The sequence below is a fragment of the Pseudomonas sp. LS_2 genome (genome assembly GCF_042709235.1).
GTDB lineage: Bacteria > Pseudomonadota > Gammaproteobacteria > Pseudomonadales > Pseudomonadaceae > Aquipseudomonas.
Map to the genome: position 1 here is coordinate 1 of NZ_JAVAYC010000029.1, position 24,381 is coordinate 24,381.

Sequence of the window (24,381 nt, forward strand, 5' to 3'; positions counted from 1 at the left end):
CTCTAGAAAGCCCGGCTTGGACTCAAATGCTTAACTGAACAGCATTAGGCCAATGCCGGGTTTTTTCATGGGCGAGATCTTCTGGATGCGCATTACAGCGAGCAGGGGCCCTCGTCTTGCGCGAGCGGACGCACCGACAGGTTCACGCACGTTCGGCAGTCCAGGTTGTAGAGAACCCAACTGTGCGCTTGTTCAGGCGGTTGCGTGACGACACGCAATACATGCTGCTCGATGGTCTTGTGGGTATCTGGCCCGGACAGCGCGATGGTCACGACATTTGGCGCCTCGGCCGCGTTTGGCACTGCGCCGGGTCGTTGCTGGGGCCTGTTTGGGGAGCGAGCTGGACCCGGGCGGCCGGTTTGCGATTCTGCCTGATTGGGGTTGTAGAGCGAGGCATAGTTGAAATTCAAGGTAAGAAAGAACAGCACCGTCAGAAAGAAAGGGAAGGCCACCAGGAACCAGGTGTAGATGCTTTGGCTGTTCTCGCTCAGAAATGGCAAAGATGCGAGCGCCGAGGCCTCAATGATGCCAGCGAAGATAGCGATGATAGTCAGGGGGCTGATGGGGTCGTCGCTTTTCATGCGGGTCACCTGCTTGTCGATACCCGCATCTGTATAGCGTTCCATTAGGTGAAGAAAGGTAGGCCATTTCCCTGGGTGATTGTTGCTTCTACGCGAACCGCCTGTGATTCGGGGGTTTCCAGTATGGGGTGAGGAAAAATCCGGCGACAGGTGAGTATTTTCCAAACTTGGAGAGCCGTCTCGCGGGGTGATAGCTTTCACCTGCGTGGGCTTATCAGGCGTTTGTGGCTTTTATTGAAAGATTTAATGTAGGAAGTTTCGCTTTTTTGTGTGGGTTCCTTCTTTGCGTGTGTGTGGCTAGTGAATAGTCGCGCAATGAAACGATTCGCTCGGTTATCTTGGCGCGTCACAACTAGAATAACGGATCAATGGATATCCCATGAATAAAGTGCTTATCGTGGATGATCATCCGGTCATTCGCTTGGCCGTACGCATGCTGATGGAACGGCATGGCTATGAAGTGGTGTCGGAAACCGACAATGGTGTGGATGCGCTGCAACTCACGCGAGAATATCTACCGGACATCGTCGTGCTCGACATAGGTATCCCCAAGCTGGACGGCCTCGAGGTCATCGCCCGCATGACTGCGGCAAGCCCCGGTACCAAGGTGCTGGTATTGACGTCCCAGGCGCCTGGGCATTTTTCCATGCGTTGCATGCAGGCGGGCGCTGCTGGCTACGTGTGCAAGCAACAGGAACTGACCGAATTGCTCAGCGCCATAAAAGCGGTACTGTCCGGCTACAGCTATTTTCCCAACCAGGCGTTGCACAAGACGCGCGGGGGCGTAGGCGGTGGTAGCGAGACGGAAATGGTCGAGCGCTTGTCCGGCAGAGAGATGATGGTGCTGCAACAGTTGGCACGAGGCCGTACCAACAAGGAGATCGCCGACAGCATGTTTCTCAGCAACAAGACGGTCAGCACCTACAAGACGCGCCTGCTGCTCAAACTCAATGCCCGCTCACTGGTCGACCTGATCGAACTGGCCCAACGCCACGGGCTAGCCTGAAACGACAAAAGCCTCCGCAAGGGAGGCTTTTCTACGGGCGACTTGTACGGCTACAGGTCGAAATCGTAATCGGCCAGTTGTTTCTGCAGGCGTCGTTCTTCCAGAAGATTATCGATGGTACGGCGCTTGCTCAAGTTGGTCTTCGCAGGTTCCACTCGAGTTTCGCCTTCGTCTTCTGCGGCGACGTTGTCGTCGATCATCTCATCTGTGTCAATGCTCATGAGTCACTCCAAGCCAAAGGGCCATTGGCCGTCCTTATAGCGAGAATCCCGAGCCTGGTAAAAAAGATTTTTTCAATCGTATTTACTGGTTTTTCTCTATTGCTTCAATCGTCCGATGTTTTCTGCTTGTACTCGCAAAGGTCTTCAATCCGGCAGCTTCCACAGCGCGGCTTGCGTGCCTGGCAAACATAGCGGCCGTGCAGGATCAACCAGTGATGTGCGTCGAGCAGATAGTCCTTGGGCACGAACTTGAGCAGCTTCTTTTCAACCTCCAGCACGTTCTTGCCCGGCGCGATGCCGGTGCGGTTGCTGACCCGGAAGATATGCGTGTCCACGGCCATCGCCAATTGCCGGAAGGCGGTGTTGAGTACCACGTTGGCGGTCTTGCGGCCTACGCCCGGGAGCGCTTCGAGGGCCTCGCGTTCTTGCGGTACTTCGCTGCCGTGCAATTCGATCAGCAGACGGCAGGTCTCTATGACGTTCTTGGCCTTGCTGTTGTACAGGCCGATGGTCTTGATGTACTCGCTAAGCCCTTCGACACCCAGGGCGTATATCGCCTCGGGCGTATTGGCGACGGGGTACAGGCGGGCGGTGGCCTTGTTGACGCCTACGTCGGTAGCCTGGGCGGAGAGAATCACCGCAATCAGCAGTTCGAAGGGGGTGCTGTAGGCCAGTTCGGTCTTCGGCTCGGGGTTGTCTTCGTGCAGCCTGCGAAAGATCTCCAGGCGTTTGGCAGCATTCATGGGCTCAAAGCGTTCCTTGACGGCGAGAGGGGGCGGTGCCCGGGCGCAGGCGATTGTACAAGGCCAGCAGCAGGCCGAGCAGTATCAATGCACCCGGGGCCTGGCTCGCCAGGTGCAGGTTGGCCATTTCGGCCAGGACTTGGCGGCAGGCCCCGAGTACCAGGCACAAGCTCATCATGCCCGTCAGGTGCAGGGCTAGTGCGCGGTACCGGCTAGCGCCGGGTAAGTCGCTATCCAGCGCAACGCAATACAGGCACAGCAAGGCGGGATAGTGTCCAAGGGAGAGGGCCACGGGCAAGGCACAGGTGCGCAGCGCCAATTGCAGGCAAGTGGCAAGGGCCGCGGCGATGGCCAAGCTTGCGGCGAGGCGCAGGGGGCCTTGGAGTGGTTGGCGCAACGGCCACATCAACGCTTGGTGGCACAACAGCAGACTGACTGCACACAGCCCGATGGCGGCGCCTTGTGCGAGGTTGCCGGTAGCGCCGAGCAAGGGCGCCAGTGACGTGCCGAACAGCCAGAACCTAGTCATCGAGGGGTTCCTGCAACAGGGCTTGGCGGTGCGTGTCGAAGTAGCGCAGGGCGTCTTGCAGCGCATCTATCACGCCGCGAGAGGTGACCGTTGCTCCCGCCAGTTGATCGAAATCGCCTTGGTCACGCTTCAGCGCCCAGCGCGCGTTCAGGTCCCGCCGGGTGAACTGCTCCTGCCAGGTATGCTGCGGGTCGGCCAGTTGCCCGCCCAGCCCGGGGGTTTCATGTTGCTCAAGAACACGTGTGCCAAGCAGGCGTCCGCTGTTGTCGATGGCGATCGCCAGTTGGAGCGGGCCTGCGTAACCTCGGGCCTGGCTGCGCAGCACGACTGCAACGGGCTTGCCTGCCAGGGTCGCGCGATAGGCTGACAGCAACTGGCTGTGTGCAAGCTGGGTGCCCGCTACAGGCAAGGGAGATTGCAGGGGGTCGTTGTCATGTCCGCCGACAGGCAGCGCCGCCAGCCATTGCTGGCGTTCCCACTGGTGTTCGGCCTCGGCGATGGGCGCAGCTGTCCAATGCCAGCAGGCCAGCGTAATAGCGAGCGCCAGCCCGACCACCAACGCCAGGAGGGTGGACTTCATGGCGTCGCCTGCTGACGGCGCAGTGCCAGGCGCTCCAGCGCAGGCACGCCGAGGTTCATCAGCAGGATGGCGAAGGCGGTGCCGTCCGGGTAGCTGCCCCAGGTGCGCACAAGGTAGATCAGCACGCCGCAGCCGACGCCGAACAGCAGCCTGGCCAGGGGCAGCCTGGGGCCAGATACCGGTTCCGTGGCAATGAAAAACGCGGCAAGCATGGTCGAGCCACTGAACAGGTGCAGCAATGGCGAGCCATTGGAGTCGGAGCCTGAGCCATTCCAGCCCAACAGGCTGAAGACGAACAGCCCGGCCAGCACGCCCACTGGCGCATGCCAGCTGAACACCCGGCGCTGCAACAGGAACAGCCCGCCCAGCAGGAAGGCGACGTTCACCCACTCGCCAGCGCGTCCGCCCACCCCGCCAAAGCCGGGATGGCTGGTGAACAGTTCATCGATGGTCAGGCTACGGTTGTGGCGCAGGACGTCGAGCACGGTGGGTTGTGCCCAGGCGTCGATCGGCGGGTTGCCACCGACTAGCAGTCCGAATGCCTGCGACAGGTCTGGCGAGGCGCCAGGCCAATGGGTCATCTGCAGCGGGAAGCTCAACAGCACGAAGGCGTAGCCGACCATGGCGGGGTTGAACGGGTTTCGGCCGACGCCCCCGAAAGCCTGTTTGCCAAGGGCGATGGCAACCGCCGTGGCCGTGACTGGTAGCCACCAGGGGGCATGGCTGGGCAGGGCAACGGCCAGTAGCACGGCGGTTACCAGGGCACTGCCGTCGTTCAACAGCGGGGCCGCTGGCACGCCTCGCAGGCGCAGCAGCGCCGCTTCGCAGCCCAGCGCCGTCACGGTGCAGGCCAGCAGGTTGAAGAGCACGCCCCAGCCGTGGAACCACAACAGCGCCAGCATGCCAGGCACGCAGGCCAGCAGCACCAGGCCCATGGCATGGCGCTGGCGCAGGTCAGGCGCTGGCATGGCAGTGTCGACTTTCATTGTGGGAGCAGTCCGTTGAGGCCGGAAAAGGCCATGGCCATTACCCCGGCAGCGATCAGCTCGATAGGCAGGCCACGCATTGCCTGCGGCAGGTCGGGGTGGTCGTTGCGCTGGTGCAGGTCGTGGAACAGTGCCAGGGCCAGCCAGAACCCGGCCCCGGCGCACAGGCCCCAAGCCAGGGCTGCGCCCCAGCCACTGACGTCGTTGGCCCGTTGCAGAAAACCGCCTAGCAGCGCGACGTTACCCAGCAGCAGCGCTGGCAACCCTGCTACCGGCCAGTCCGGGCGTAGCCGTTCCAGCAGGGCCGGTATGCCCCACGCCAGCGCCGCCAGCAGTGGCAGGGCGACCAGCAGTTCCAGCCCGCGAGCGAGCGGCAGCAGCGTTGCCACAGGCAGCGCGACCAGCATCGACACGGCGCTGCACAAGCCGAGTACGTGCACCCGCAGGCGGGTAACCGGTGCCGTGTGCAGCATCAGGTGGTTGACCAGCGCAGCGCTGACCAATACCAGGACGAAGTCGCTCATGAACGTGCCGAAGGGCGGAAGGTGCGCTGATTATCGGCCAGCAGACAGGGGATGCAAATGCCCCGGCCAAGGGCCGGGGCAGTGACAGGCATTATTTGATGCGTTGTCCGGGCTTGGCGCCGCTGTCAGGGCTGAGCAGGTAGATTTCCTCGCCCCCCGGGCCGGCTGCCATGACCATCCCCTCGGACACGCCGAAGCGCATCTTGCGAGGCTTGAGGTTGGCCACCATCATGGTCAGCCGACCCTCCAGCTGGGCCGGATCGGGGTAGGCAGCCTTGATGCCGGAGAACACGTTGCGGCGCTCGTCGCCGATGTCCAGGGTCAGGCGCAGCAGCTTGTCGGCACCTTCCACGGCCTCGGCCTTGACGATCAGCGCGACGCGCAGGTCGACGGCGGCGAAGGTATCGAACTCGATCTCCGCCGACAGCGGGTCCTTGGCCAGCTCGCCGTTGCCGACGGGCTTGGCGTCCTGGCTTGCGGCCAGGTCTTCCTTGCTGGCGGCGACCATGGCTTCGACCTTGGCGGGCTCGATCCGGCTCATCAGTGCCTTGAACGGGTTCAGCTTGTGGTTTTCCAGGCGCGAGCCGAGGTCGTTCCAGGTCAGTGGGGCGACATTGAGGAAGGCTTCGGCATCGGCAGCCAGCACCGGCAGCACGGGCTTGAGGAAGATCACCAACTGGCGGAACAGGTTGACGCCTTGGGCGCAGATGGCCTGCACCTCGTCCTGCTTGCCTTCCTGCTTGGCGAGGGACCATGGCGCCTTGTCGGCGATCCAGGCGTTGGCGCGGTCGGCCAGGGCCATGATTTCGCGCATGGCGCGGGAGAAATCGCGCGCCTCATAGGCTTCGGCGATCGACGGGGCAGCGGCGCGGAAGGCTTCGGTCAGCTCCGGTGCGGCATCGCCAGCTACCAGCACGCCATCGTTGCCCTTGTGGATGAAGCCGGCGCAGCGGCTGGCGATGTTCACCACCTTGCCGACCAGGTCGGAATTGACCTTCTGCACGAAGTCGTCGAGGTTCAGGTCCAGGTCGTCGATGCCGCGGCCCAGCTTGGAAGCGTAGTAGTAGCGCAGGTACTCCGGCTGCAGGTGGTCCAGGTAGGTGCGGGCCTTGATGAAAGTGCCGCGCGACTTGGACATCTTCGCGCCATTGACGGTCAGGTAGCCATGTACGTTGACTGCAGTCGGTTTACGGAAACCCGCGCCTTCGAGCATGGCTGGCCAGAACAGCGCGTGGAAGTTGACGATGTCCTTGCCGATGAAGTGGTACAGCTCTGCGTTGGAGTCAGGTTTCCAGAACGCATCGAAGTCCAGCTCCGGACGGCGTGCGCAGAGATTCTTGAAGCTGGCCATGTAGCCGATCGGCGCGTCCAGCCAGACATAGAAATACTTGCCAGGCTCGCCGGGAATCTCGAAGCCGAAGTACGGCGCATCGCGGGAGATATCCCATTCCTGAAGGCCCGAATCCAGCCACTCGGCGAGCTTGTTCGACACCGCCTCCTGCAGCGTGCCGCTGCGCGTCCACTGCGCCAGCATGGCCTGGAACTCGGGCAGCTTGAAGAAGAAATGCTGCGAGTCGCGCAGCACCGGGGTGGCGCCGGAGATCGCCGACTTGGGGTTTTTCAGCTCGGTCGGCGAATAGGTGGCGCCGCACTTCTCGCAGTTGTCGCCGTACTGGTCCTCGGACGCGCATTTCGGGCAGGTGCCCTTGATGAAACGGTCGGCCAGGAACATGCCCTTCTCGGGGTCGAAGTACTGGGTGACGGAGCGGTTGGCGATATACCCGGCATCGCGCAGGCGCGTGTAGACCAGGCTAGAAAGCTCGCGGTTTTCCTCGGCATGGGTCGAGTGGAAATTGTCGAAGTCGACCAGGAAGTCGGCGAAGTCGCCGGCATGCTCGGCCTGGACATTGGCGATCAGCTGTTCAGGCGTGATGCCTTCCTTTTCCGCGCGCAGCATGATGGCCGAACCATGGGCATCGTCGGCGCACACATAGATGCACTGGTTACCGCGCATCTTCTGGAAGCGTACCCACATGTCAGTCTGGACGTACTCGAGCATATGGCCAAGATGGATGGAACCGTTGGCATAGGGGAGGGCGCTGGTGACGAGAATCTGACGTGGCTCGGACATGGGGGCTCGGCTATCTGCTCAGGTTTGCAAGGAAAACAAGGGTGATCGGCCACTATAAAGCGCCGGGAAATATATTTCACCCCGTGTACGCATCTGTCGATGATTGACGGGTTAGCATAGGCGCCTGTGCCATTTTCAGTTCGTCAACGGGAGCCTCCATGAGTGCCGTCACACATGCCGCCATCGAAGGCGTGCTTCGCCAGTACAACGACCCTTACCTGAACCAGGACCCGGTCAGCGCCAGTTGCGTGCGCGCCATCGATATCCAGGGGGGCAGCGTCAGTGTCCGCTTGCAGCTCGGCTACGCCGCCGGCCTGTTCAAGAACGGCTGGGCGCAGGTATTGCAGACGGCCATCGAGAACCTCGACGGGGTCGATTCCGCCAAGGTGAGCATCGACTGCGAGATCGCCGCCCACAAGGCCCAGGCCCAGGTGCCGGCCCTGGCGAACGTGAAGAATGTCATCGCCGTGGCCTCGGGCAAGGGCGGGGTCGGCAAGTCGACCACCGCCGCCAACCTGGCCCTGGCCCTGGCCCGCGAGGGCGCGCGAGTGGGCATCCTCGATGCGGATATCTATGGGCCGAGCCAGGGCGTGATGTTCGGCATCCCCGAGGGCACCCGCCCGCAGGTACGCGAGCAGAAGTGGTTCGTGCCGATCAAGGCCCATGGCGTGGAGGTGATGTCCATGGCCTTCCTGACCGACGACAACACGCCGATGGTCTGGCGTGGCCCGATGGTCTCGGGCGCCCTGCTGCAACTGGTGACACAGACGGCCTGGGACGACCTGGACTACCTGGTGATCGACATGCCGCCGGGCACCGGCGACATCCAGTTGACCCTGGCACAGAAGGTGCCGGTGGCAGGCTCGGTGATCGTCACTACCCCTCAGGACCTGGCCCTGCTGGACGCCAAGAAGGGCGTGGAGATGTTTCGCAAGGTGAATATTCCGGTGCTGGGCGTGGTGGAGAACATGGCCGTGCACATCTGCTCGAACTGCGGCCATGCCGAGCATTTGTTCGGCGAGGGCGGCGGCGAGAAGCTGGCGGCGCAGTATGGTGTCGAGCTGCTGGCCTCGTTGCCGCTGTCGATGCTGATCCGTGAGCAGGCCGACAGCGGCAAGCCAACGGCCATCGCCGAGCCGGAAAGCCAGATCGCCATGGTGTACCAGGAGCTGGCGCGTCAGGTCGGGGCGCGCATCGTGCTGCAGGAAGCCGCGGCGCCAGCGATGCCGAGCATCACCATCAGCGAGGATTGACGCGCCAAACGCGTCTATCCCTTCCCGGGTATACCCGCTCCCACAGCGCACGTCTTGAGGTCTGCGCAATACTTGGGGCGGGTTTACCGCAGAAGAGGCCCGGGCCGGTTTCGGCCAGGCATAAAAAAACCCGCCGTGAGGCGGGTTTTTTTCTGAAGCGAGGAAGCTAAATCGACTTAGGCGATTTGAACTTCTTCAGCCTGCATGCCTTTCTGGCCGCGGGTAGCGACGAAAGTAACAGCCTGGCCTTCTTTCAGGGTTTTGAAGCCGTCAGCCTGGATGGCTTTGAAGTGTACGAACAGGTCGTCACCCGACTGAGGGGTGATGAAGCCGTAGCCTTTCTCATCGTTGAACCACTTGACGGTACCGCTCTGGCGATTGGACATGTGTCTGTCTCCTTGGACAAAGTAGATTTCGGCTCAGGAAACGCCCTGGCCGGGACTGAGTGCAAAGAGAGTGGAAAATTCAGCGATGGGCCGATCAGGATCGTGCATCAAACAGATTCTCGGTGTCACGTGCAGCACAGTGGCGACACCTTAACCCACTTTCCCCGACCTGCCAATGGTCTGGTTGGCGTTTGTCGCAATTCGGATCAGCGGCGCCACAAGCCGCGTCCTGTGCGGTGTGCGGCGGGGAAACTTTGCCGCGAGCGCCGGGACCGGTAATATGCGCGTCTCGTTCTTCACCTTGTAATTTTCAGGACACCCCGCCATGAGCATCAAATCGGACAAGTGGATTCGCCGCATGGCGCAGGAACACGGCATGATCGAACCGTTCGTCGAGCGCCAGGTGCGCGGCGAGCAGGACAGCCGGGTGATTTCCTTCGGCGTCTCCAGCTACGGCTACGACGTGCGCTGCGCCGACGAATTCAAGGTCTTCACCAACATCAATTCGGCCACCGTCGACCCGAAGAACTTCGATGCCGGCAGCTTTGTCGACATCAAGAGCGATGTCTGCATCATTCCGCCGAACTCCTTCGCCCTGGCCCGGACGGTCGAGTATTTCCGCATTCCCCGCGACGTGCTGACCATCTGCCTGGGCAAGAGCACCTACGCCCGATGCGGCATCATCGTCAACGTCACGCCCCTTGAGCCCGAGTGGGAAGGCCACGTGACCCTGGAATTCTCCAATACCACCACGCTGCCGGCGAAGATCTACGCCAACGAAGGCGTGGCGCAGATGCTGTTCCTGCAGTCCGATGAGGAGTGCGAAGTCTCCTACAAGGACCGTGGTGGCAAGTACCAGGGCCAGCGCGGCGTTACCCTGCCGCGGACCTGAACCGACGAAGCGCGGGAATTCCTTTCCGCTTCGGCACTCCAACGACGTAGAAGCCGGTGTGCATTATGCGCGTCGGCCCTCGTCAGGAGCAGCCCATGAAACTCCACCCTGCAATCAGTGACAAGCTGGCGATCCTCCAGCCGAACCAGATCGGTGTGCTGGCGTGGTCGTTGCTCGCCCAACCGCACACGCCCGTGCAAACCGGTGGCGTGCCGCATCAACCTGACCCCGACACCCCGCAACCGCCGCAGCCCGGCGATACCCCGCCCATGGAACCGGGAGAGCCGACCCTGCCCGACGAGCCGCCACCCGCGCCAGTCGCTTGATCAACCGGGCAGCGCCCAGACCCGGCTGTCGCCCACTACGAACAGGCGACAGCCGGGTTTTGCGTCGATATTCCAGCCGCCGGTGAATTCGCCGAAGGCGGGCAGCAGACTGACCTCAGGCCCCAGGGCGAAGCAAGGCAAGCGCAGGCGCTGGCGGGCCTTCCCGCGCAGCAGGCACACCGGATGGACATGACCGGCGAGTACCGGATGAGTCGGATGCGCCGACGGTTCGTGCTGCAAGGCGAAGGGTTCCAGCAGCCAGGGTTCGTCGAGTACGTCTATTTGCAATTGCGCTGGCGGGTCGCCTGCATGGCGGTCGTGGTTACCGCGCACCAGCACCATGCGCAGGCTGCCATGCCGCTGGCGCCAGTCCAGCAGGCGGGCCTGCGTGGCGGGGGCCTGGGCTGCACGTGCATGGAGAAAGTCGCCCAGTACGATCAGCTGTTCGCAGTCATGAAGGCCCAGCAACCGGTCAAGCCGCTCAAGCGTCGCCTCGGTCGTGCCCCGTGGCACCGGCTGGTGCAGTGCGCGATAGCTGGCCGCCTTGCCTATATGCACGTCGGCCACCAGCAAGGCCCGCCGGGCCGGCCAGTACAGCGCCTTGTCCGCCAGCAGCCACAGCGTTTCGCCGCAGTGTTCGATGACCAGGTGGTTCGTCATGGATTACCCGCCGCTTTCTCCAGGTCAGCCACCATCCGCGCGATGCGATCGGCCAGTTTCTCGGTACTCAGGGTTTCGCGCATACCTTCCACCAGCAAGGCGAACGCCAGCGGTGCTGGGCGTTTCAACGCCTTCAGTTCGAGACGTAGCTCGCCCAACCTGAGCAGTTGCCGGTGCAGCCGCCCGATTTCCAGTTCCTCGCGCAGCACCTCGTCCCGCGCCTGGCCCAGCAAAAGGTTGCCTGCGTCGTGTTTGCGAAACACTTCGTAGAACAAACCGCTGGAGGCCTGGATCTGCCGGGTGCTTTTCTGCGCAGCCGGATAACCGCCGAACACCAGCCCGGCGATCTGGGCGATTTCGCGGAAGCGGCGCAGGGCCATTTCTCCTGCATTCAAGCTGGCCAGCACGTCGTCCAGCAAGTGGTCGGTAGCCAGGGCCTGCGGCAAGTGCGTCGCCCAGTCCACGGGGCTCGGGCTGAGCAGTTCCAGGCCGTAGTCATTGACGGCGATCGAGACCGAAAGCGGCTGTATGCGGCTGACTCGCCAGGCAATCAGGTTGGCCAGGCCCAGGTTGGCCATGCGCCCGGCGAAGGGGTAGAGGAACAGGTGCGAGCCTTGGCGCGAGGCCAGGGTTTCCGCCAGCAGCGTCTGGCGGGTGGGCAGCGCGGACCACGTGGCTTGCAGCTCGAGCAATGGCCGCACCGCGCGCAGTTCCGGGCCGTCGTAATGGCCATGGGCGGCTGCATCGAGCCGCTCCACCAGGGCTTCGGCCAGTTCGCTGGACAGTGGCATGCGCCCGCCATTCCAGCGCGCTACTGCCGCCTTGCGGGAGGTGCTGCGCCGAACGTAGGCAGTCATCTGCTCGACCCGCACCAACTCCAGTACGCGTCCGGCAAACAGCAAGGTGTCGCCAGGGCGCAGGCGAGCGATGAACGACTCCTCGACACTGCCCAGCGACTTGCCGCCACCGCCCTTGCTCCAGAATTTCAGTTGGATGCTGGCGTCGCTGACGATGGTGCCGATGCCCAGGCGGTGGCGCCGTGCCAGGCGTTCGCTGGCCACCCGCCAGATACCATCGGGGTGTGCCTCGACCCGCTGGTAGTCGGGGTAGGCGGTCAACGAACTGCCGCCATTGCGCACGAAGTCCAGCGCCCATTGCCATTGGCTGTCGCGCAGGCCGGCGAACGCCCAGGTCGCGCGGACTTCCGCCAACAGCTCGTCAGGCCGGAAGCCACTGCCCAGGGCCATGCTGACCAGATGCTGGACCAGCACGTCCATGCACAGCCGCGGCGACTCACGCGCTTCTATGTGGCCTGCGGCCAGGGCATGGCGGGCGGCGGCTGCCTCCACCAATTCCAGGCTGTGGGTCGGTACCAGGGTGATTCGCGACGTGCGCCCCGGTGCATGCCCCGAGCGGCCTGCACGTTGCAGCAGGCGGGCGATGCCCTTGGCCGAGCCGACTTGCAGGACACGCTCCACCGGCAGGAAATCCACGCCCAGGTCCAGGCTCGAGGTGCAAACCACGGCCTTGAGCGCGCCCTGCTTGAGGCTGCGCTCGACCCAGTCACGGGTTTCCCGCGCCAAGGACGCGTGGTGCAAGGCGATCAGCCCCGCCCAGTCGGGCCTTGCTGTCAGCAGCGCCTGGTACCACAGCTCGGCCTGCGCCCGGGTGTTGGTGAATACCAGGCAACTGGCGCTGGCGTCGACTTCGGCTACCACCTGTTCGAGCATCTTCAGGCCCATATGCCCGGCCCAGGGAAAGCGCTCGATGCGCTCGGGGAGCAGGGTGTCGACCTGGATGCGTTTGTCCTGGCGGCCTTCCACCAGCCGGCCGCCCTCGGGTAGCAGCACGTCGAGTGCATGTTCGAGGTTGCCGAGGGTGGCCGACAGCCCCCAGGTCTGCAAGCCTGGGCGCCAGCGGCGTAGCCGGGCCAGCGCCAGTTGCAGCTGCACGCCGCGCTTGTTGCCGAGCAGTTCATGCCATTCATCGACCACCACCAGGCGCAGCTGGGCGAAATCGCTGGCGGCCTGTTCGCGGGTCAGCAGCAAGGTCAGGCTTTCCGGCGTGGTAACCAATACGCTCGGCAGGCGCCGCGCCTGGCGTGCGCGTTCGGCGCTGGAGGTGTCGCCGCTGCGCACGCCCAGGCTCCAGTCCAGGCCCAGCTCGTCCACGGGCAGTTGCAAGGCGCGCGCGGTATCGCTCGCCAAGGCGCGCATGGGGGTGATCCACAGCACTTGCAGCGGGGCAGAGTGACGCCCCGGCACGGGTTTGGCGAAAGCGCGCAGTGCGGCGAGCCACACCGCGTAGGTCTTGCCGCTGCCGGTGCTGGCGTGCAGAAGCCCGGACTCGCCACGCTGCACGGCGGCCCAGACCTTGCGCTGGAAGGCGAAGGGCACCCAGCCATGTCGGGCGAACCAGGCGCTGGCGAGGTCGGAAGGTGTGGGCATGGGCGGCCGGTCCGTAGAAAGCTGTGCTTCTACAGACCCGCCGCGAGGGGGTTTGGTTTTACTGGCTCAGTTGGCCAGCAGGTAGCCGCTGCGGCAAACGTGCTCGCCCGCGACATGGGCGATGACCATGCCCGCAGTGGCCATGCGTCGCACGCTGCGGGCATAGAGCAGGCCGGCCTGAGTGTTGCGGATGGCGCTCACCCGGTCGCTGAGCGGGTCGATGACCTCGGCGATCAACTGCCCTGGTTCCAGGTACTGGCCGGGTTTGGCATGGAACACCAGCAAGCCGCCCAGCGGTGCCACTACCGGCTCGACCGCCGCCAGGGGAGTAGCCGCGTGGGGCAGCTCGGGCAGTTCGGGAGCCTCCCCGGCGATGACGCCGGCGTGGGTGAGGAAATCGAGGATCGCCTGGCAGTCCTTGCTTGCCAGGTCGTGGCTGACATCCGCCTGGCCGCGTAGCTCGAGGGTTACCGAGAAACAGCCCAGGGGGATAGGGAAACGCTTGCCGAAGCGCTGCTGCAACTGCCACCACAGCAGGCTGAAGCATTCATCGAACGACTGCCCGCCGGAGTCGGTGGCCAGCAGACTGGCCTGTGCGCCCAGGTAGCGTGCCAGTGGCTCGACCTGTGACCAGGCCTCGGGGGTGGTGTACAGATGCTCGACCGCCTCGAAGTCGCAGTGCAGGTCCAGCACCATGTCGGCGTCGCAGGCCAGGCGCTGCAGGGCCAGGCGCTGGGATTGCAGCGGCGTGGCCGCGGGATACACCGCCAGGCCGCGGCGCAGGTAGTCGCGGATCAGCTCGACGTTGTGCTCCGGGTCTTGTGTCAGGTGTTGTTCCACCTGGTCGCCGATGCTGTCCGACAGGTCGACGAAATTGCGGTTGAAATTCTCGCCGCTTTGCAGCTCGAAACGCCCCAGCGGGGCATCCAGCAGCACCTGCTCGAGGCCCACCGGGTTGGCTACCGGTACCAGGATCACCTCGCGGTGCAGCAGCCCCTGCTTGTGCAGTTCGCCCAGGCGCTGCTTGAGATGCCAGGCCACCAGCATGCCGGGCAGCTCATCGGCATGCAGCGAGGCCTGGATGTATACCTTGCGCCCGCCGCGTGGGCCGAAATGGAAACTGTGCAACTGGCGGGCGATGCCGGGGACGGGCGACAGCAGGTCGTGGGTCGAATGGTGCATGGTGGTCCTGGTGCTGGATGTTGAACGGGGCGACAGGAATAGAAGCACAAACCCAGGCTTTGTGCATGTCCCGTTTGCCACTGATGACGGCCTGTTAGGAGCGGACGCTTCAGGTCAGCAAGGCCTGCAAGGTGGCCAGGTCGTCGGCCTCATCCACCGGCTTGTCCTGGCGCCAGCGCAGCATGCGCGGAAAGCGCACGGCAATGCCGCTCTTGTGGCGCTTGGACAAGGCAATGCCCTCGAAACCCAGCTCGAATACCAGGGTTGGAGTAACGCTGCGCACCGGGCCGAAGGTTTCCGTGGTGGTCTTGCGGATGATCGCATCGACCTGGCGCATCTGCTCGTCGCTCAGGCCCGAATAGGCCTTGGCGAAAGGCACCAGGGCGCGATCGGGCGAACCTGGCGGGCTATCCCAGACGGCGAAGGTGTAGTCGCTGTACAGGCTGGCGCGTCGGCCATGGCCGCGCTGGGCGTAGATCAGCACGGCATCGACGCTGAACGGGTCGACCTTCCATTTCCACCAGGTGCCCATGTCCTTGGTTCGGCCCACGCCGTACAAGGCTTCGCGCTGCTTGAGCATCAGCCCTTCGACGCCGAGGCTGCGTGATTGCTCGCGCAGGTTGGCGAGGGCCGCCCAGTCCTGGCCCTGGAGCAGGGGCGAAAGCAACAGCGGCGCCAGGGGGAATTGCTCTACCAGCTGTTCGAGCTGGGCGCGGCGTAAGTGTTGTGGCCGACTGCGCCAGTCCTCGCCTTGCCATTCCAGCAGGTCGTAGGCTTGCAACACCACCGGGGCGTCGCCGAGCAGCTTCTTGCCCAGGGTCTTGCGCCCCAGGCGCTGTTGCAGCAGGGCGAAAGGCTGGACCGCCGGGATGTCGTTAGTGGCGCCCGGTTTCCACACCAGGATCTCGCCATCGATGACCACGCCATCGGGCAGCACCTGGGCCAGGCTGTGCAGCTCCGGGAAACGTTCGGTGACCAGCTCCTCGCCCCGCGACCATACCCACAGCTGGCCATCGCGCTTGACCAGCTGGGCACGAATGCCATCCCACTTCCATTCGATCTGCCAGTCGCTTGGCGGGCCGAGCAGGCTATCGAACTGCTCCACAGGGGCCTGCAAGGCGTGGGCAAGGAAGAACGGGTAGGGCTGGCCGCCGCGTTGGGCGTGCTCGTCATGGGACTCGGCGGCGATCAGCTTGCGGTAGCTGTCAGCGCTGGGACGGTGGCCGAGGTCGGTGTAGCCCACCAGCCGCTGGGCCACGCGCTTGGCGTCCAGGTCCGCCAGGCGCGCCAGGGCGCGGGTCACCAGTAGTTTCGAGACCCCCACGCGAAAACTGCCGGTAATGAGCTTCACGCATAGCATCAGGCTGGGCCGGTCTAGCCTGGCCCACAGCGCGGGCAACTTTTCGCGCAACTCGGCGGGAGGTTGTCCGCGCAAGGGCAACAGGTACTGCTCGACCCAACAGGCCAAGCCCTCGTCGCTACTGTGCGGATTCTCCGGCAGCAGCAGCGACAGTGTCTCGGCAAGGTCGCCGACAGCCTGGTAGCTCTCTTCGAACAGCCACTCCGGTAGCCCCGCCAGCTCCGTCGCCAGTTCGCGCAGCAGGCGGCTCGGCACCAGTTGCCGGGGGCGTCCGCCCGAAAGGAAGTACACCGCCCAGGCTGCGTCGGCAGCGGGGGCCTGGCTGAAGTAGTCGCGCAGGGCTTCGAGCTTGGCGTTGCTCGAGGTGGTGGCGTCCAGGCGCAGGTAGAGTTCGGCGAAGGCCTTCATGCCGGCTCCCCGGCGCTGTCGTCCTCTTCGCCGTATTCGGTAGTGAAGCCGCGTGCATCCAGGCCTTGTTCGCACAGGTAGCGCACCAGCACGTTGACCGAGCCATGGGTGACCATCACCCGCTCGGCGCCGGTTTGTTCGATGGCCCATAACAGGCCGGGCCAGTCGGCGTGGTCGGACAGCACGAAGCCACGGTCTACGCCACGCCGCCGACGCGTACCGCGCAAGCGCATCCAGCCGCTGGCGAAGGCGTCGCGGTAGTCGCCGAAGCGGCGCATCCAACTGCTGCCGGCCGCCGAGGGCGGAGCCAGCACCAGGGCCTGGCGCAGCAGCGGGTCGTTGCGTGGGATATCGCCGACATAGCGGGTGGCCGCAAGCGCCACCCCGGCCTCGCGATACACCCGGTTCAGGGGCTCGACCGCGCCATGCACCAGGATCGGCCCGATCGCTTCGTCAAGACCATGCAGGATGCGTTGGGCCTTGCCGAAGGCATAGCAGAACAACACGCTGGCCTTGCCCAACGCGCAATTCTCGCGCCACCAGTCGTTCACTTCGGCCAGCACCTGGGCCTGGGCTGGCCAGCGGTAGATCGGCAGGCCAAAGGTGGACTCGGTGATGAAGGTATGGCAACGCACCGGCTCGAACGGCGCGCAGGTGCCATCGGCTTCGACCTTGTAGTCGCCCGAGGCGACCCACACCTGGCCCTGGTACTCCAGGCGCACCTGCGCCGAGCCGAGCACATGCCCCGCCGGGTGCAGGCTCAAGGTGACGCCATGGTGCAGCAGGCGTTCGCCGTAGGGCAGGGTTTGCAGGTTGATGTCCTGGCCCAGGCGACTGCGCAATACCCCCGCGCCGGGCTCGGCGGTGAGGTAGTGGTTATTGCCGCCGCGCGCATGGTCGCCATGGCCATGGGTGATGACCGCGCGGTCCACCGGGCGCCAGGGGTCGATGTAGAAATCCCCCGGCGGGCAGTACAGGCCTTCGGGGCGGGCGATCACGAGGTCCATGAGGGTGGCGCTGCTTGAAGGGGTTACAAGGTAGGAGCGCGGGGTGGCGGGGGAAGTTCGGATGGGTTGCTGACGTGACAGAGAAGCCATCACTGCTGATGGCTTCTCTGTTTGATGTTGCTTACTTACCTGGCACCAAGGTCAAGCGCTGGCTGCCGTAGGCCCTCGAGAAGTTCTGTTGTTGCACCGGCAAGCTCATGAAGCTGCCCTTGAACCAGGCATCGAGCCCATCGCGATGATGACGGCTGGCCGGGTTGCCGGACTGGCCGTTGCTGGTCAGCACCTGCAAAGGCTCGACCTGGCCGAAATCGACGACCATGCGCGCCGAGGCCGGCAGGCTGGTGTCGAAATTGCTGCCCCAGGCGTAGGGGGTCAGGCCCAGGGTGCTGAAGTCGCCAGCGGCAGCCTGTGGCGCGCGGCTGAGGTTGTCGCCCAGGCCGAAGTAGGCCGGGGCCGGCCAGCGGTACTGGTGCAGCTTGCCCCACTGCCAGGCGCGGCGGTCGCTGCCCAGTTGGGCGATGCCGGCGTCCACCGCGCCGGCCAGGCTGCGGGCGAGGATGGTGGGTTTGTCTTCCTTCTGCGACGTGGTGCGGTCGTCCCAGAACGGGCTGTCCTCGCGGCCGAGCAGGTGGTCGGCCTGGGCCGAGTAGGAAAGCCGCGCGTTGCTGACGAAGGCCTGCCAAGCCGGGCTGGATTCCGGGCCTAGCTCGTCGAGGAAGGTTTGCCGCGTCACTTCCTGAAGGAACAGCTCATACAGCGCGGCATCTGCCGACACCGGGCTCAGGCGGCCATCGAATGCCTTGAGCCGGGCCAGCGCCTCGCGGGCCTTGTCGCGCTGGGGCGCGGGCAGGGCATCGATGGCCTGCTTGAGCGGCTGGCTCATGCCTGGGGCATCGAACATCTGCTTGACCTTGTCCGCCAGCAGGGTGGTCGGGTCGTTCTGCATGGCCATCAGGCTGCGGGCGTCGTGACGACCGTTGCCGGCCAGCTGGGCCAGGCGCTCGGCGCGTTCGGGGTAGTACCAAGTGCTGGACAACTGCATGCCGTAGCCCTTGGGCTGGCTGCGCTGGTTGGCGTGGCCGATCCAGCCGCTGGGCGGGTCCTGGTCGTAGGGGTGGAGCATCCCGTCGGCATAGCCGTCCCAGTCGTAGCGGCCTTCCCAGCCCGGCGAGGGCAGCAGCCCCAGGCCGTCGCGGCGGTTGGGGTAGCGGCCGCTGACTTGCCAGCCGATGTGCTCGGGCTCGGCGAACACGAAGTTCAGGGCGGCGGCGCCGACTTCGCGGGTGCTGTCGAAGGCGCGCTCGACATTCGGCGCGCGAGTCAAGTCGAACAGCGCGTCGAGGCTCTTGTCGCCCTTGAGCTGCGGCAGTTGCAGGGCCAGGCCATAGCCATTGCCCGGCTGGCCGAGCAGGGTGCCGTGGCGGGTGTCGTACAGCACCTCGCGCTGCGGGCGCTGGCCACGGATGAAGAAGGTTTCGCTGCGCGAGCCTGCCGGCAGCCACTTGCCGTCGGCCAGGTAGGTCAGCTGGCTGCCCTGGCGGCGTAGTTGTTCCAGGTACAGGTCCTGGTTGTCGGCCATCACCGCGCTGCTGCTCCAGGCCAGCTTGCCGTTGTAGCCCGCCAGCACGATGGGCAGGCCCGGCAGCGACAGGCCGGCGACCTGGTACTTGGTCGTGTGTATCTGCACCGGCACCAGGGCCCAGGCTGCGCGGCTGTCGCTGGCTAGCAGGCTCTTGCCGCTGCGGCTGCGTTGTGGGCCAAGGGCGACGTTGGCCGAGCCAGGGCTGCCGAGCAGGCCCAGCTCGGCGAGCTTCTGGCTGGCGGCAGCCAAGGGCGCGAGGCCAGGCAACTGGGTGGCCAGGTTGATACCGCGCAGTTTCTCGGCCTCGCCTTCGGCCAGCGGCTCATCCGGTGCGCCAGGTAGCAGCCAGGCCAGCTTGTCGCTGCCGACCTGCTGCGCCAGGGTCAGCGCAGCCAGTTCTTCTTGCAGGTTTACCGACTGGCTGAAGGCGTACAGGCTGAACACCAGCGCTGAGTCCTCGGGCTTCCAGTACTCCGGGCGATAGCTGCTGCGGGCCAGCTCGCCCGGCAGCTTGTCGCGGTAGCGGAACAGGTAGGCGTTGACCCCGCGGGCATATACCTCGAGGAAGCGCTTCATGCGCGGCGAGGCGTCGGCGTACTGCTGGGCGGCGGTCTGCTTGAGGTTGGCCGCGCGCATCAGCCGGTCGATGTCCAGCGCCTCGGGGCCGGCCAGTTCGGCCAGTCGGCCTTGGGCCAGCAGCCGCATGGCGAGCATCTGTTCGAGACGATCGCCCGCGTGCACGTAGCCGAGGCTGAACAGCGCGTCATGGAAGCTGCTGCTCTCGATCAGCGGGGCACCCATCGCATTGCGCCGCACCGACACGTTCTGCGCCAGGCCTTTCAGCGGCTGCACGCCGGTGGTCGGCGGCACGCTGTCCTGAAAGCCCCCCACCTGGCAGCCGGCAAGCCCGAGCAGGCCTAGCAGCACGGCGGTGGTGCCGAACTTGGGGCGGAAGGGAGGAAGGACGTGGGCGGCCATGGAGAGGCTCCTGCGAGGCGTGGCGAGGGTGGCAAAGGCGCTAAGGTAGTGAGCGCGCGCGAGCGGCGCAAGTGCGAGGGACAGGCTGCAAGAAGAGGCGTGCGCATTCTTGCAGCTGGCAGGCTAAGGCGGGGTCAGGCGCCGTGGCACTTCTTGAACTTCTTGTCGCTGCCGCACGGGCAAGGGTCGTTGCGGCCGACGTCCTTCAGGGCGTTGCGCACCGGCTCCTGGTGGCCGTGGTTGCAGTGCGGGCCGTGCACATGGCCGTGATCGTGGTGGTGGTCATGATCGTGGTTGCAGTCGGGGCCATGGACATGGGGTTGCTGGGTCATTACGGGTTACTCCGGTTGAAGATCGCCGCGCATTATCTCACCACTGCGCGACAAGTGCAGTGCCTGATGGAAGAGCAACCCGGTGTTCAGGTCGCCCTGCAACTGGTAACGCAACGGCTCGCCGCTGCGCAGCAGCTTGGCCAGGGGCTTGAGTTGGCTCCACAGGTTGGTGCGAGTGGTGATCTTGAAAGTGCGTTGGGCATGCCCACCCACGCTGCGCCAGAGGCTTGTCTCGTCTTCTGCCAGCAACAGGTCGTTGAGCCGCACGCGGTAGGCCAGGTTGCGGATGAACAGGCGGCTGTCGTTGGGGTTGTCGACGCGCAGGTGCAGCACGAACTCTTGCTGGTGCAGGCGCGCCTTGACCGTTTCTATCCGTACCAGATGTACCTGCGGGGCTTGCCATTCGGCGCCACCCCAGCCTACGCAGCCTGCCAGCAACGACAGGGTGATGCCGAGCAGGAACAGGCGGGCCAGGGCAGTCATGTTCAGTTACCGATATAACTGGCGCAGCATTTCTTGAATTTCTGCCCGCTGGCGCAAGGGCAGGGGTCGTTGCGCCCGGCCCTCAGGCCCACTGTCGGGTCGATGAAGTACCAGCGCTGCTGGTGCTGGACGAATGCCGAACGCTCGCGGTGCTGGTGGTCGCCTTGCAGGTCGTGCCAGCGCGCGGTGAAGGTGACGAAGGCGTGTTCAGGCTGCCCGCCGAACACTTCGGCGCTTTCCACTTCCAGGCCCAGCCAGGTGCTGCCGGCACTCCAGGCCTGGATGCCGGCGCGATCCAGGTCGCCCTGCTGGGCCGGCAGGGTGGTCGCCACCAGGTAGTCCACCAGGCCCAGCACGTAGGCGCTGTAGCGCGAACGCATCAAGGCTTGCGCATCCGGTGCCGGGGTGCCGGCGTGATAATGCCCGCAGCAGGCGTCGAGCAGGTTGCCGCTGCCGCAGGGGCAGACCGAGACACTCATGTAGTCACCACCAATACTTGCCGAAGTTTTCCGGGTTGGCCCAGAACTTAGCGTTGAGCCAGTCAGGCACTTGCTTGTAATCATGTAGATCATAGGTGAACAGGCTCAGCACCTGCTCGTCGCGGCGGAATTTCTCGCTGGCCGACAGCGCCAGGGCGAAGAAGTCGGTGTCCCTCCAGCCACAGGCGCCGAGGTCCGCCAGTACCGCGACCCTATTGGCATTGAGATTGCGAATGCCGCCCAGCAGTTCCAGCCCGCCGCGCTTGGGCAGGTGCTCCAGGCAATCCACCAGCACCGCCAGGTCGAAGCGCTGGGCGGCCAGGGCTGTCGGTAGCGGGCCGGGAGTGGCGACTTCGATGGTGGTGCCGGGGTGCGCCTCGGCGAAGGCGTCCAGCGCCGGGAAGCGCGAACCCACCAATAGCAGGCGCTGCGGCGCGAAGCGTTCGAGCAGCGCGGCCAGGGCCTGTTGTGGGGTGCGTTGGGAAAAACCGTCGCTCATTGCCAATCCTCGTTCAAGTCGCTCAAGGCTAGCGTTTCCAGCGCTGCGGGCAAAGGGGCACAACGCCACTGGGGTGGCTTATTGCTGGCAGATTGGGAATACGCAGTCTTTACTCCCAAGGCATCGGTTTTGCACCGATCCCCCAAGGAGAAGCAACGAAATGAGCATAGTACGCACAGCGATACCCCTGGTACTGCTCACCAGTGTGTTGACTGGTTGTGCAGGTTTGCAGAAAACCGACTGGCCGAAGTGTGCTGCCGTCGGGGGCGTGGGCGGCGCGGCCCTGGGCGCCATCGAGAGCTCCAGCTGGGCCGGTTGGGGCGCGCTGCTCGGCGGCGGCCTGGCAGCTGGCTACTGCTGGGCCAACGGTGACGGCGACGAGGATGGCGATGGCGTGCCGGACAGCCGCGACAAGTGCCCCGGCACCCCGCGTGGGGTGCAGGTCGATGCCAATGGCTGCCCGCCTGAGCCGGTCGCGGTGGTCGAGGAAGTGGTGGTGGTCGAGAAGGAAGAAGTCATCATCATTCGTGACGTGCACTTCGAATTCGACTCGGCACGCCTGACCGCTGCCGACAAGGAACGCCTCAATACCATCGCCACGCGCCTGAAGCAGGAAGCGCCGAGTGCCCGCCTGAGTGTCACCGGGCATACCGACAGCGTCGGCTCCGACAGCTACAACCAGAAGCTCTCCGAGCGCCGCGCGCAATCGGTGACCGAGTACCTGGTTGGCAGTGGTGTCCCACGCAACAGCTTCGTTTCGGTGGTAGGCGCCGGTGAAACCCAGCCCGAGGCCGACAATGCCACGGCCGAAGGGCGTGCCGCGAACCGCCGCACGGAGATCAAGATCCAGCGTTGAAGCCGTGTGCCCACGCCTTGAGAAGTGACGTGGGCGCGTCTTTACTCCTGTGTGACCGGTAGTGGCCGGTGACACAGGAGCATTCACCATGAGTGTTATGTCCAAGACCGCGCTGCCGTTGCTGATGGCCTCGAGCCTGCTGGCCGGCTGCGCCACCCACAGTGACGGTAGCGCGCCGCTCAACCAACGTACCTGGCCCATTTGCAGCCTGCTCGGCGGCCTGGTCGGGGGTGGCCTTGGCGCGATCGAGAGTTCCAGCTGGGCCGCCGGGGGCGGTTTGGCCGGCGCCATTGCCGGTGGGTTGATCTGCTACGCCCAGGATGGCGACGAAGATGAGGACGGTGTCTTCGACCGTCGCGACCGTTGCCCCGATACGCCCAAAGGCACGGCGGTGAACCACATGGGCTGCCCGCTGCCGCAGTACCCTGCCTCCACGCCGAAAACCGAGACGGCGCCTGCAACGCCTGAAGTGATAACCCTCGACGACCAAGGCCAGGTGTTGTTTGCCTTCGACTCGGCAGCGCTTTCCACCGCGGCGCAGCAGCGCCTGCAAGGCTTGCTGCCCAAGCTCGGCGACCCGGCGGTTACGGCGGTGAAAGTAGTCGGGCATACCGATAGCGTCGGCTCCGATGCCTACAACCAGGGGCTCTCCGAACGTCGCGCCGCCAGCGTCGCGCAGTACCTGATCGGCCAGGGCCTGGCGCCGAGCAAGGTGACCAGCCAGGGCAAGGGAGAAAGCGAGCCGGTGGCCGACAACGACACCGACCCGGGGCGGGCGCAGAACCGACGGGTGGAGCTGCACCTGAACTGACCCCTCTGGCGCGCGCCTTGGCACCGCGTTACTGTTGCCTGCGCGGCTCGCTCGAACGGGCCGCCACAACATAACAATAGAAGTCGGGGGCGGGGTATGAAGTTCATCCTGGGCCTGGGCAAGGTCCTGACGGTGGTTTTCTGGGGGGTGGTGCTGTTCAACCTGTTGATGCCGCAGCCACTGCCGTTGAACCTGCTGATCAATGCAGCAGGCATTCTGTTGCTGACGTTGCATGTGCTGGAAGTGCTGTTCTTCAACGCTAGTCTGCGCGGGCGTAGCCACCGCTGGTTCGACCGCTTGCAGATCCTGCTGACCGGCATCTTCCATGTCATGTCCATCCCCCGGCCACAGGAGCCCCCACGCAATGCGTAAATTGATGTTGCTGGCCGCGTTGGCCACGCCCTTGGCCCAGGCCGAAAGCCTGGACGTCGCCGCTCACTCGATGGTGCGCCTGCCTAACAAGTCGGCCAGCGTGCACCTGGAGCGCCTGCAGGTGGCGGAGTCGGCGACCTTGCTGCTGCCCGCCAGCCTCACCGAACTGAAGATCGACCAACTGGAGCTTGGGCGCGATGCGCGCATAGCCATTGCCCCGGCCGACAGTACTCTCAGCATCCAGGCAGGCTACGCCGTACTCGCGCCCGGCAGCCAGATCAGCGCACCGGGCTCGGCGGGCACCTACCAGCGCGCGGCCAGGCCGGGTCGTAACCTCGACCTGCAATTGCAGGCGTTGCAGGCCGACCAAGTGTCTATTGACGCCCGCGGTGGTGCCGGTGCACCGGGTTACGCCGGGCTAGACGGCGCCAATGGCAAGCCGGGCGGCTGCACCTGGGGGCAGGCCAGCCGTGGCTTCAACGGCGACAACGGTGGCGATGGCCACGACGGCGCAGCAGGCGGGCGCATTCGCCTGGCCGTGCCGGGCGATTTCCCGCAGGAGCGCATTCATGTGCGTGTGGAAGGCGGTGCGCCGGGCAAGCCGGGCGAAGCCGGCAAGGCAGGGCAGGGCGGTGCCAGCAAAGGCTGCCTGGTGTACCGCACCGATGCAGGCGACAAGGGCCGCGATGGCCTGCCAGGGCAGGCAGGTGCGGCGGGTGAATTGATCCTGCGTCAGCTGTGACGGCTCGGCCTCTTCGCGGGTGGTC

At 64.9% G+C, this 24,381-nt stretch carries 27 protein-coding genes; 8 read left to right on the forward strand and 19 right to left on the reverse strand.

Annotation, left to right across the window (positions count from 1 at the left end; translation table 11 throughout):
* Positions 1-92: 92 nt before the first annotated feature.
* A complete protein-coding gene (locus tag RAC97_RS20590; protein WP_375101420.1) occupies positions 93-581 on the reverse strand; it encodes a hypothetical protein in 489 nt (162 codons plus the stop codon).
* Positions 582-960: 379 nt separating this feature from the next.
* Here RAC97_RS20590 and RAC97_RS20595 point away from each other — a divergent pair, with 379 nt between their 5' ends.
* Complete coding sequence (locus tag RAC97_RS20595; protein ID WP_375101419.1) at positions 961-1,587, forward strand: response regulator; 627 nt, start codon at positions 961-963, stop codon at positions 1,585-1,587.
* A gap of 50 nt (positions 1,588-1,637) precedes the next feature.
* On the opposite strand, the gene RAC97_RS20600 is transcribed toward RAC97_RS20595, so the two are convergent.
* The 7 genes from RAC97_RS20600 to metG all read right to left on the reverse strand — a co-directional run bounded on the left by RAC97_RS20600 (position 1,638) and on the right by metG (position 7,301).
* Positions 1,638-1,787, reverse strand: a complete 150-nt coding sequence (locus RAC97_RS20600; RefSeq protein ID WP_375101422.1) for a PA3496 family putative envelope integrity protein — start codon at positions 1,785-1,787, stop codon at positions 1,638-1,640.
* Positions 1,788-1,912: 125 nt separating this feature from the next.
* Positions 1,913-2,551 (reverse strand): endonuclease III, encoded by a 639-nt coding sequence (gene nth, locus RAC97_RS20605; protein ID WP_375101418.1) that lies wholly within the window; start codon positions 2,549-2,551, stop codon positions 1,913-1,915.
* Positions 2,552-2,555: 4 nt separating this feature from the next.
* Positions 2,556-3,080 carry an Rnf-Nqr domain containing protein gene (locus tag RAC97_RS20610; protein ID WP_375101417.1) on the reverse strand — a complete coding sequence of 175 codons (525 nt, stop codon included), beginning with the start codon at positions 3,078-3,080 and terminating at the stop codon, positions 2,556-2,558.
* Entirely contained in the window at positions 3,073-3,660 is a 588-nt protein-coding gene (locus RAC97_RS20615; RefSeq protein WP_375101416.1) for an RnfABCDGE type electron transport complex subunit G, read from the reverse strand. The genes RAC97_RS20610 and RAC97_RS20615 overlap by 8 nt, the downstream gene beginning before the upstream one ends.
* Positions 3,657-4,628, reverse strand: a complete 972-nt coding sequence (locus RAC97_RS20620; RefSeq protein ID WP_375101421.1) for an RnfABCDGE type electron transport complex subunit D — start codon at positions 4,626-4,628, stop codon at positions 3,657-3,659. The genes RAC97_RS20615 and RAC97_RS20620 overlap by 4 nt, the downstream gene beginning before the upstream one ends.
* A 14-nt stretch (positions 4,629-4,642) precedes the next feature.
* Entirely contained in the window at positions 4,643-5,170 is a 528-nt protein-coding gene (locus RAC97_RS20625) for an Rnf-Nqr domain containing protein (RefSeq protein ID WP_375101415.1), read from the reverse strand.
* 91 nt (positions 5,171-5,261) lie between these two features.
* Complete coding sequence (gene metG, locus RAC97_RS20630) at positions 5,262-7,301, reverse strand: methionine--tRNA ligase (RefSeq protein ID WP_375101414.1); 2,040 nt, start codon at positions 7,299-7,301, stop codon at positions 5,262-5,264.
* A 158-nt stretch (positions 7,302-7,459) separates the two neighbouring features.
* Between metG and apbC the strand changes: the two genes are divergently transcribed.
* Positions 7,460-8,554: an iron-sulfur cluster carrier protein ApbC gene (gene apbC / locus RAC97_RS20635; protein WP_375101413.1), complete on the forward strand. Its 1,095-nt coding sequence runs from the start codon at positions 7,460-7,462 to the stop codon at positions 8,552-8,554.
* Positions 8,555-8,730: 176 nt separating this feature from the next.
* On the opposite strand, the gene RAC97_RS20640 is transcribed toward apbC, so the two are convergent.
* Positions 8,731-8,940, reverse strand: coding sequence for a cold-shock protein (locus tag RAC97_RS20640; protein ID WP_016488765.1), 210 nt, complete (start codon positions 8,938-8,940; stop codon positions 8,731-8,733).
* Positions 8,941-9,265: 325 nt separating this feature from the next.
* Between RAC97_RS20640 and dcd the strand changes: the two genes are divergently transcribed.
* Both dcd and RAC97_RS20650 read left to right on the forward strand, forming a co-directional pair.
* Entirely contained in the window at positions 9,266-9,832 is a 567-nt protein-coding gene (gene dcd / locus RAC97_RS20645) for a dCTP deaminase (RefSeq protein WP_003258001.1), read from the forward strand.
* A gap of 95 nt (positions 9,833-9,927) precedes the next feature.
* The gene (locus RAC97_RS20650; RefSeq protein WP_375101412.1) at positions 9,928-10,158 is read left to right on the forward strand and encodes a hypothetical protein; all 231 of its coding nucleotides are present in this window, start codon (positions 9,928-9,930) and stop codon (positions 10,156-10,158) included.
* Here RAC97_RS20650 and pdeM read toward each other — a convergent pair whose 3' ends face one another.
* The 10 genes from pdeM to RAC97_RS20700 form a co-directional block, all read right to left on the reverse strand.
* The gene (gene pdeM / locus RAC97_RS20655) at positions 10,159-10,818 is read right to left on the reverse strand and encodes a ligase-associated DNA damage response endonuclease PdeM (RefSeq protein ID WP_375101411.1); all 660 of its coding nucleotides are present in this window, start codon (positions 10,816-10,818) and stop codon (positions 10,159-10,161) included.
* On the reverse strand, positions 10,815-13,265 hold the full coding sequence (locus RAC97_RS20660; protein ID WP_375101410.1) for a ligase-associated DNA damage response DEXH box helicase: 2,451 nt from the start codon (positions 13,263-13,265) through the stop codon (positions 10,815-10,817). The genes pdeM and RAC97_RS20660 overlap by 4 nt, the downstream gene beginning before the upstream one ends.
* A gap of 66 nt (positions 13,266-13,331) precedes the next feature.
* Positions 13,332-14,447, reverse strand: coding sequence for a succinylglutamate desuccinylase/aspartoacylase family protein (locus tag RAC97_RS20665; RefSeq protein WP_375101409.1), 1,116 nt, complete (start codon positions 14,445-14,447; stop codon positions 13,332-13,334).
* 109 nt (positions 14,448-14,556) lie between these two features.
* Positions 14,557-16,215, reverse strand: coding sequence for an ATP-dependent DNA ligase (locus RAC97_RS20670; RefSeq protein WP_375101408.1), 1,659 nt, complete (start codon positions 16,213-16,215; stop codon positions 14,557-14,559).
* Positions 16,212-17,222 (reverse strand): ligase-associated DNA damage response exonuclease, encoded by a 1,011-nt coding sequence (locus RAC97_RS20675; RefSeq protein WP_375101407.1) that lies wholly within the window; start codon positions 17,220-17,222, stop codon positions 16,212-16,214. Before RAC97_RS20675 ends, RAC97_RS20670 begins: the two co-directional genes overlap by 4 nt.
* A gap of 121 nt (positions 17,223-17,343) precedes the next feature.
* The gene (locus RAC97_RS20680; protein WP_375101406.1) at positions 17,344-19,782 is read right to left on the reverse strand and encodes a penicillin acylase family protein; all 2,439 of its coding nucleotides are present in this window, start codon (positions 19,780-19,782) and stop codon (positions 17,344-17,346) included.
* 134 nt (positions 19,783-19,916) lie between these two features.
* Positions 19,917-20,114, reverse strand: a complete 198-nt coding sequence (locus RAC97_RS20685; RefSeq protein ID WP_375101405.1) for an SEC-C metal-binding domain-containing protein — start codon at positions 20,112-20,114, stop codon at positions 19,917-19,919.
* A gap of 6 nt (positions 20,115-20,120) precedes the next feature.
* Entirely contained in the window at positions 20,121-20,597 is a 477-nt protein-coding gene (locus tag RAC97_RS20690; RefSeq protein ID WP_375101404.1) for an LEA type 2 family protein, read from the reverse strand.
* A gap of 2 nt (positions 20,598-20,599) precedes the next feature.
* On the reverse strand, positions 20,600-21,076 hold the full coding sequence (locus RAC97_RS20695) for a YchJ family protein (protein ID WP_375101403.1): 477 nt from the start codon (positions 21,074-21,076) through the stop codon (positions 20,600-20,602).
* 4 nt (positions 21,077-21,080) lie between these two features.
* The gene (locus RAC97_RS20700) at positions 21,081-21,575 is read right to left on the reverse strand and encodes a DUF6231 family protein (RefSeq protein WP_375101402.1); all 495 of its coding nucleotides are present in this window, start codon (positions 21,573-21,575) and stop codon (positions 21,081-21,083) included.
* Positions 21,576-21,735: 160 nt separating this feature from the next.
* Between RAC97_RS20700 and RAC97_RS20705 the strand changes: the two genes are divergently transcribed.
* The 4 genes from RAC97_RS20705 to RAC97_RS20720 all read left to right on the forward strand — a co-directional run bounded on the left by RAC97_RS20705 (position 21,736) and on the right by RAC97_RS20720 (position 24,356).
* Positions 21,736-22,431: an OmpA family protein gene (locus RAC97_RS20705; RefSeq protein ID WP_375101401.1), complete on the forward strand. Its 696-nt coding sequence runs from the start codon at positions 21,736-21,738 to the stop codon at positions 22,429-22,431.
* An 88-nt stretch (positions 22,432-22,519) separates the two neighbouring features.
* Positions 22,520-23,242 (forward strand): OmpA family protein, encoded by a 723-nt coding sequence (locus RAC97_RS20710; protein WP_375101400.1) that lies wholly within the window; start codon positions 22,520-22,522, stop codon positions 23,240-23,242.
* Between the two features lie 96 nt (positions 23,243-23,338).
* Complete coding sequence (locus tag RAC97_RS20715) at positions 23,339-23,614, forward strand: DUF1145 domain-containing protein (RefSeq protein WP_375101399.1); 276 nt, start codon at positions 23,339-23,341, stop codon at positions 23,612-23,614.
* Positions 23,607-24,356: a collagen-like protein gene (locus RAC97_RS20720; protein ID WP_375101398.1), complete on the forward strand. Its 750-nt coding sequence runs from the start codon at positions 23,607-23,609 to the stop codon at positions 24,354-24,356. The genes RAC97_RS20715 and RAC97_RS20720 overlap by 8 nt, the downstream gene beginning before the upstream one ends.
* Positions 24,357-24,381: the final 25 nt, after the last annotated feature.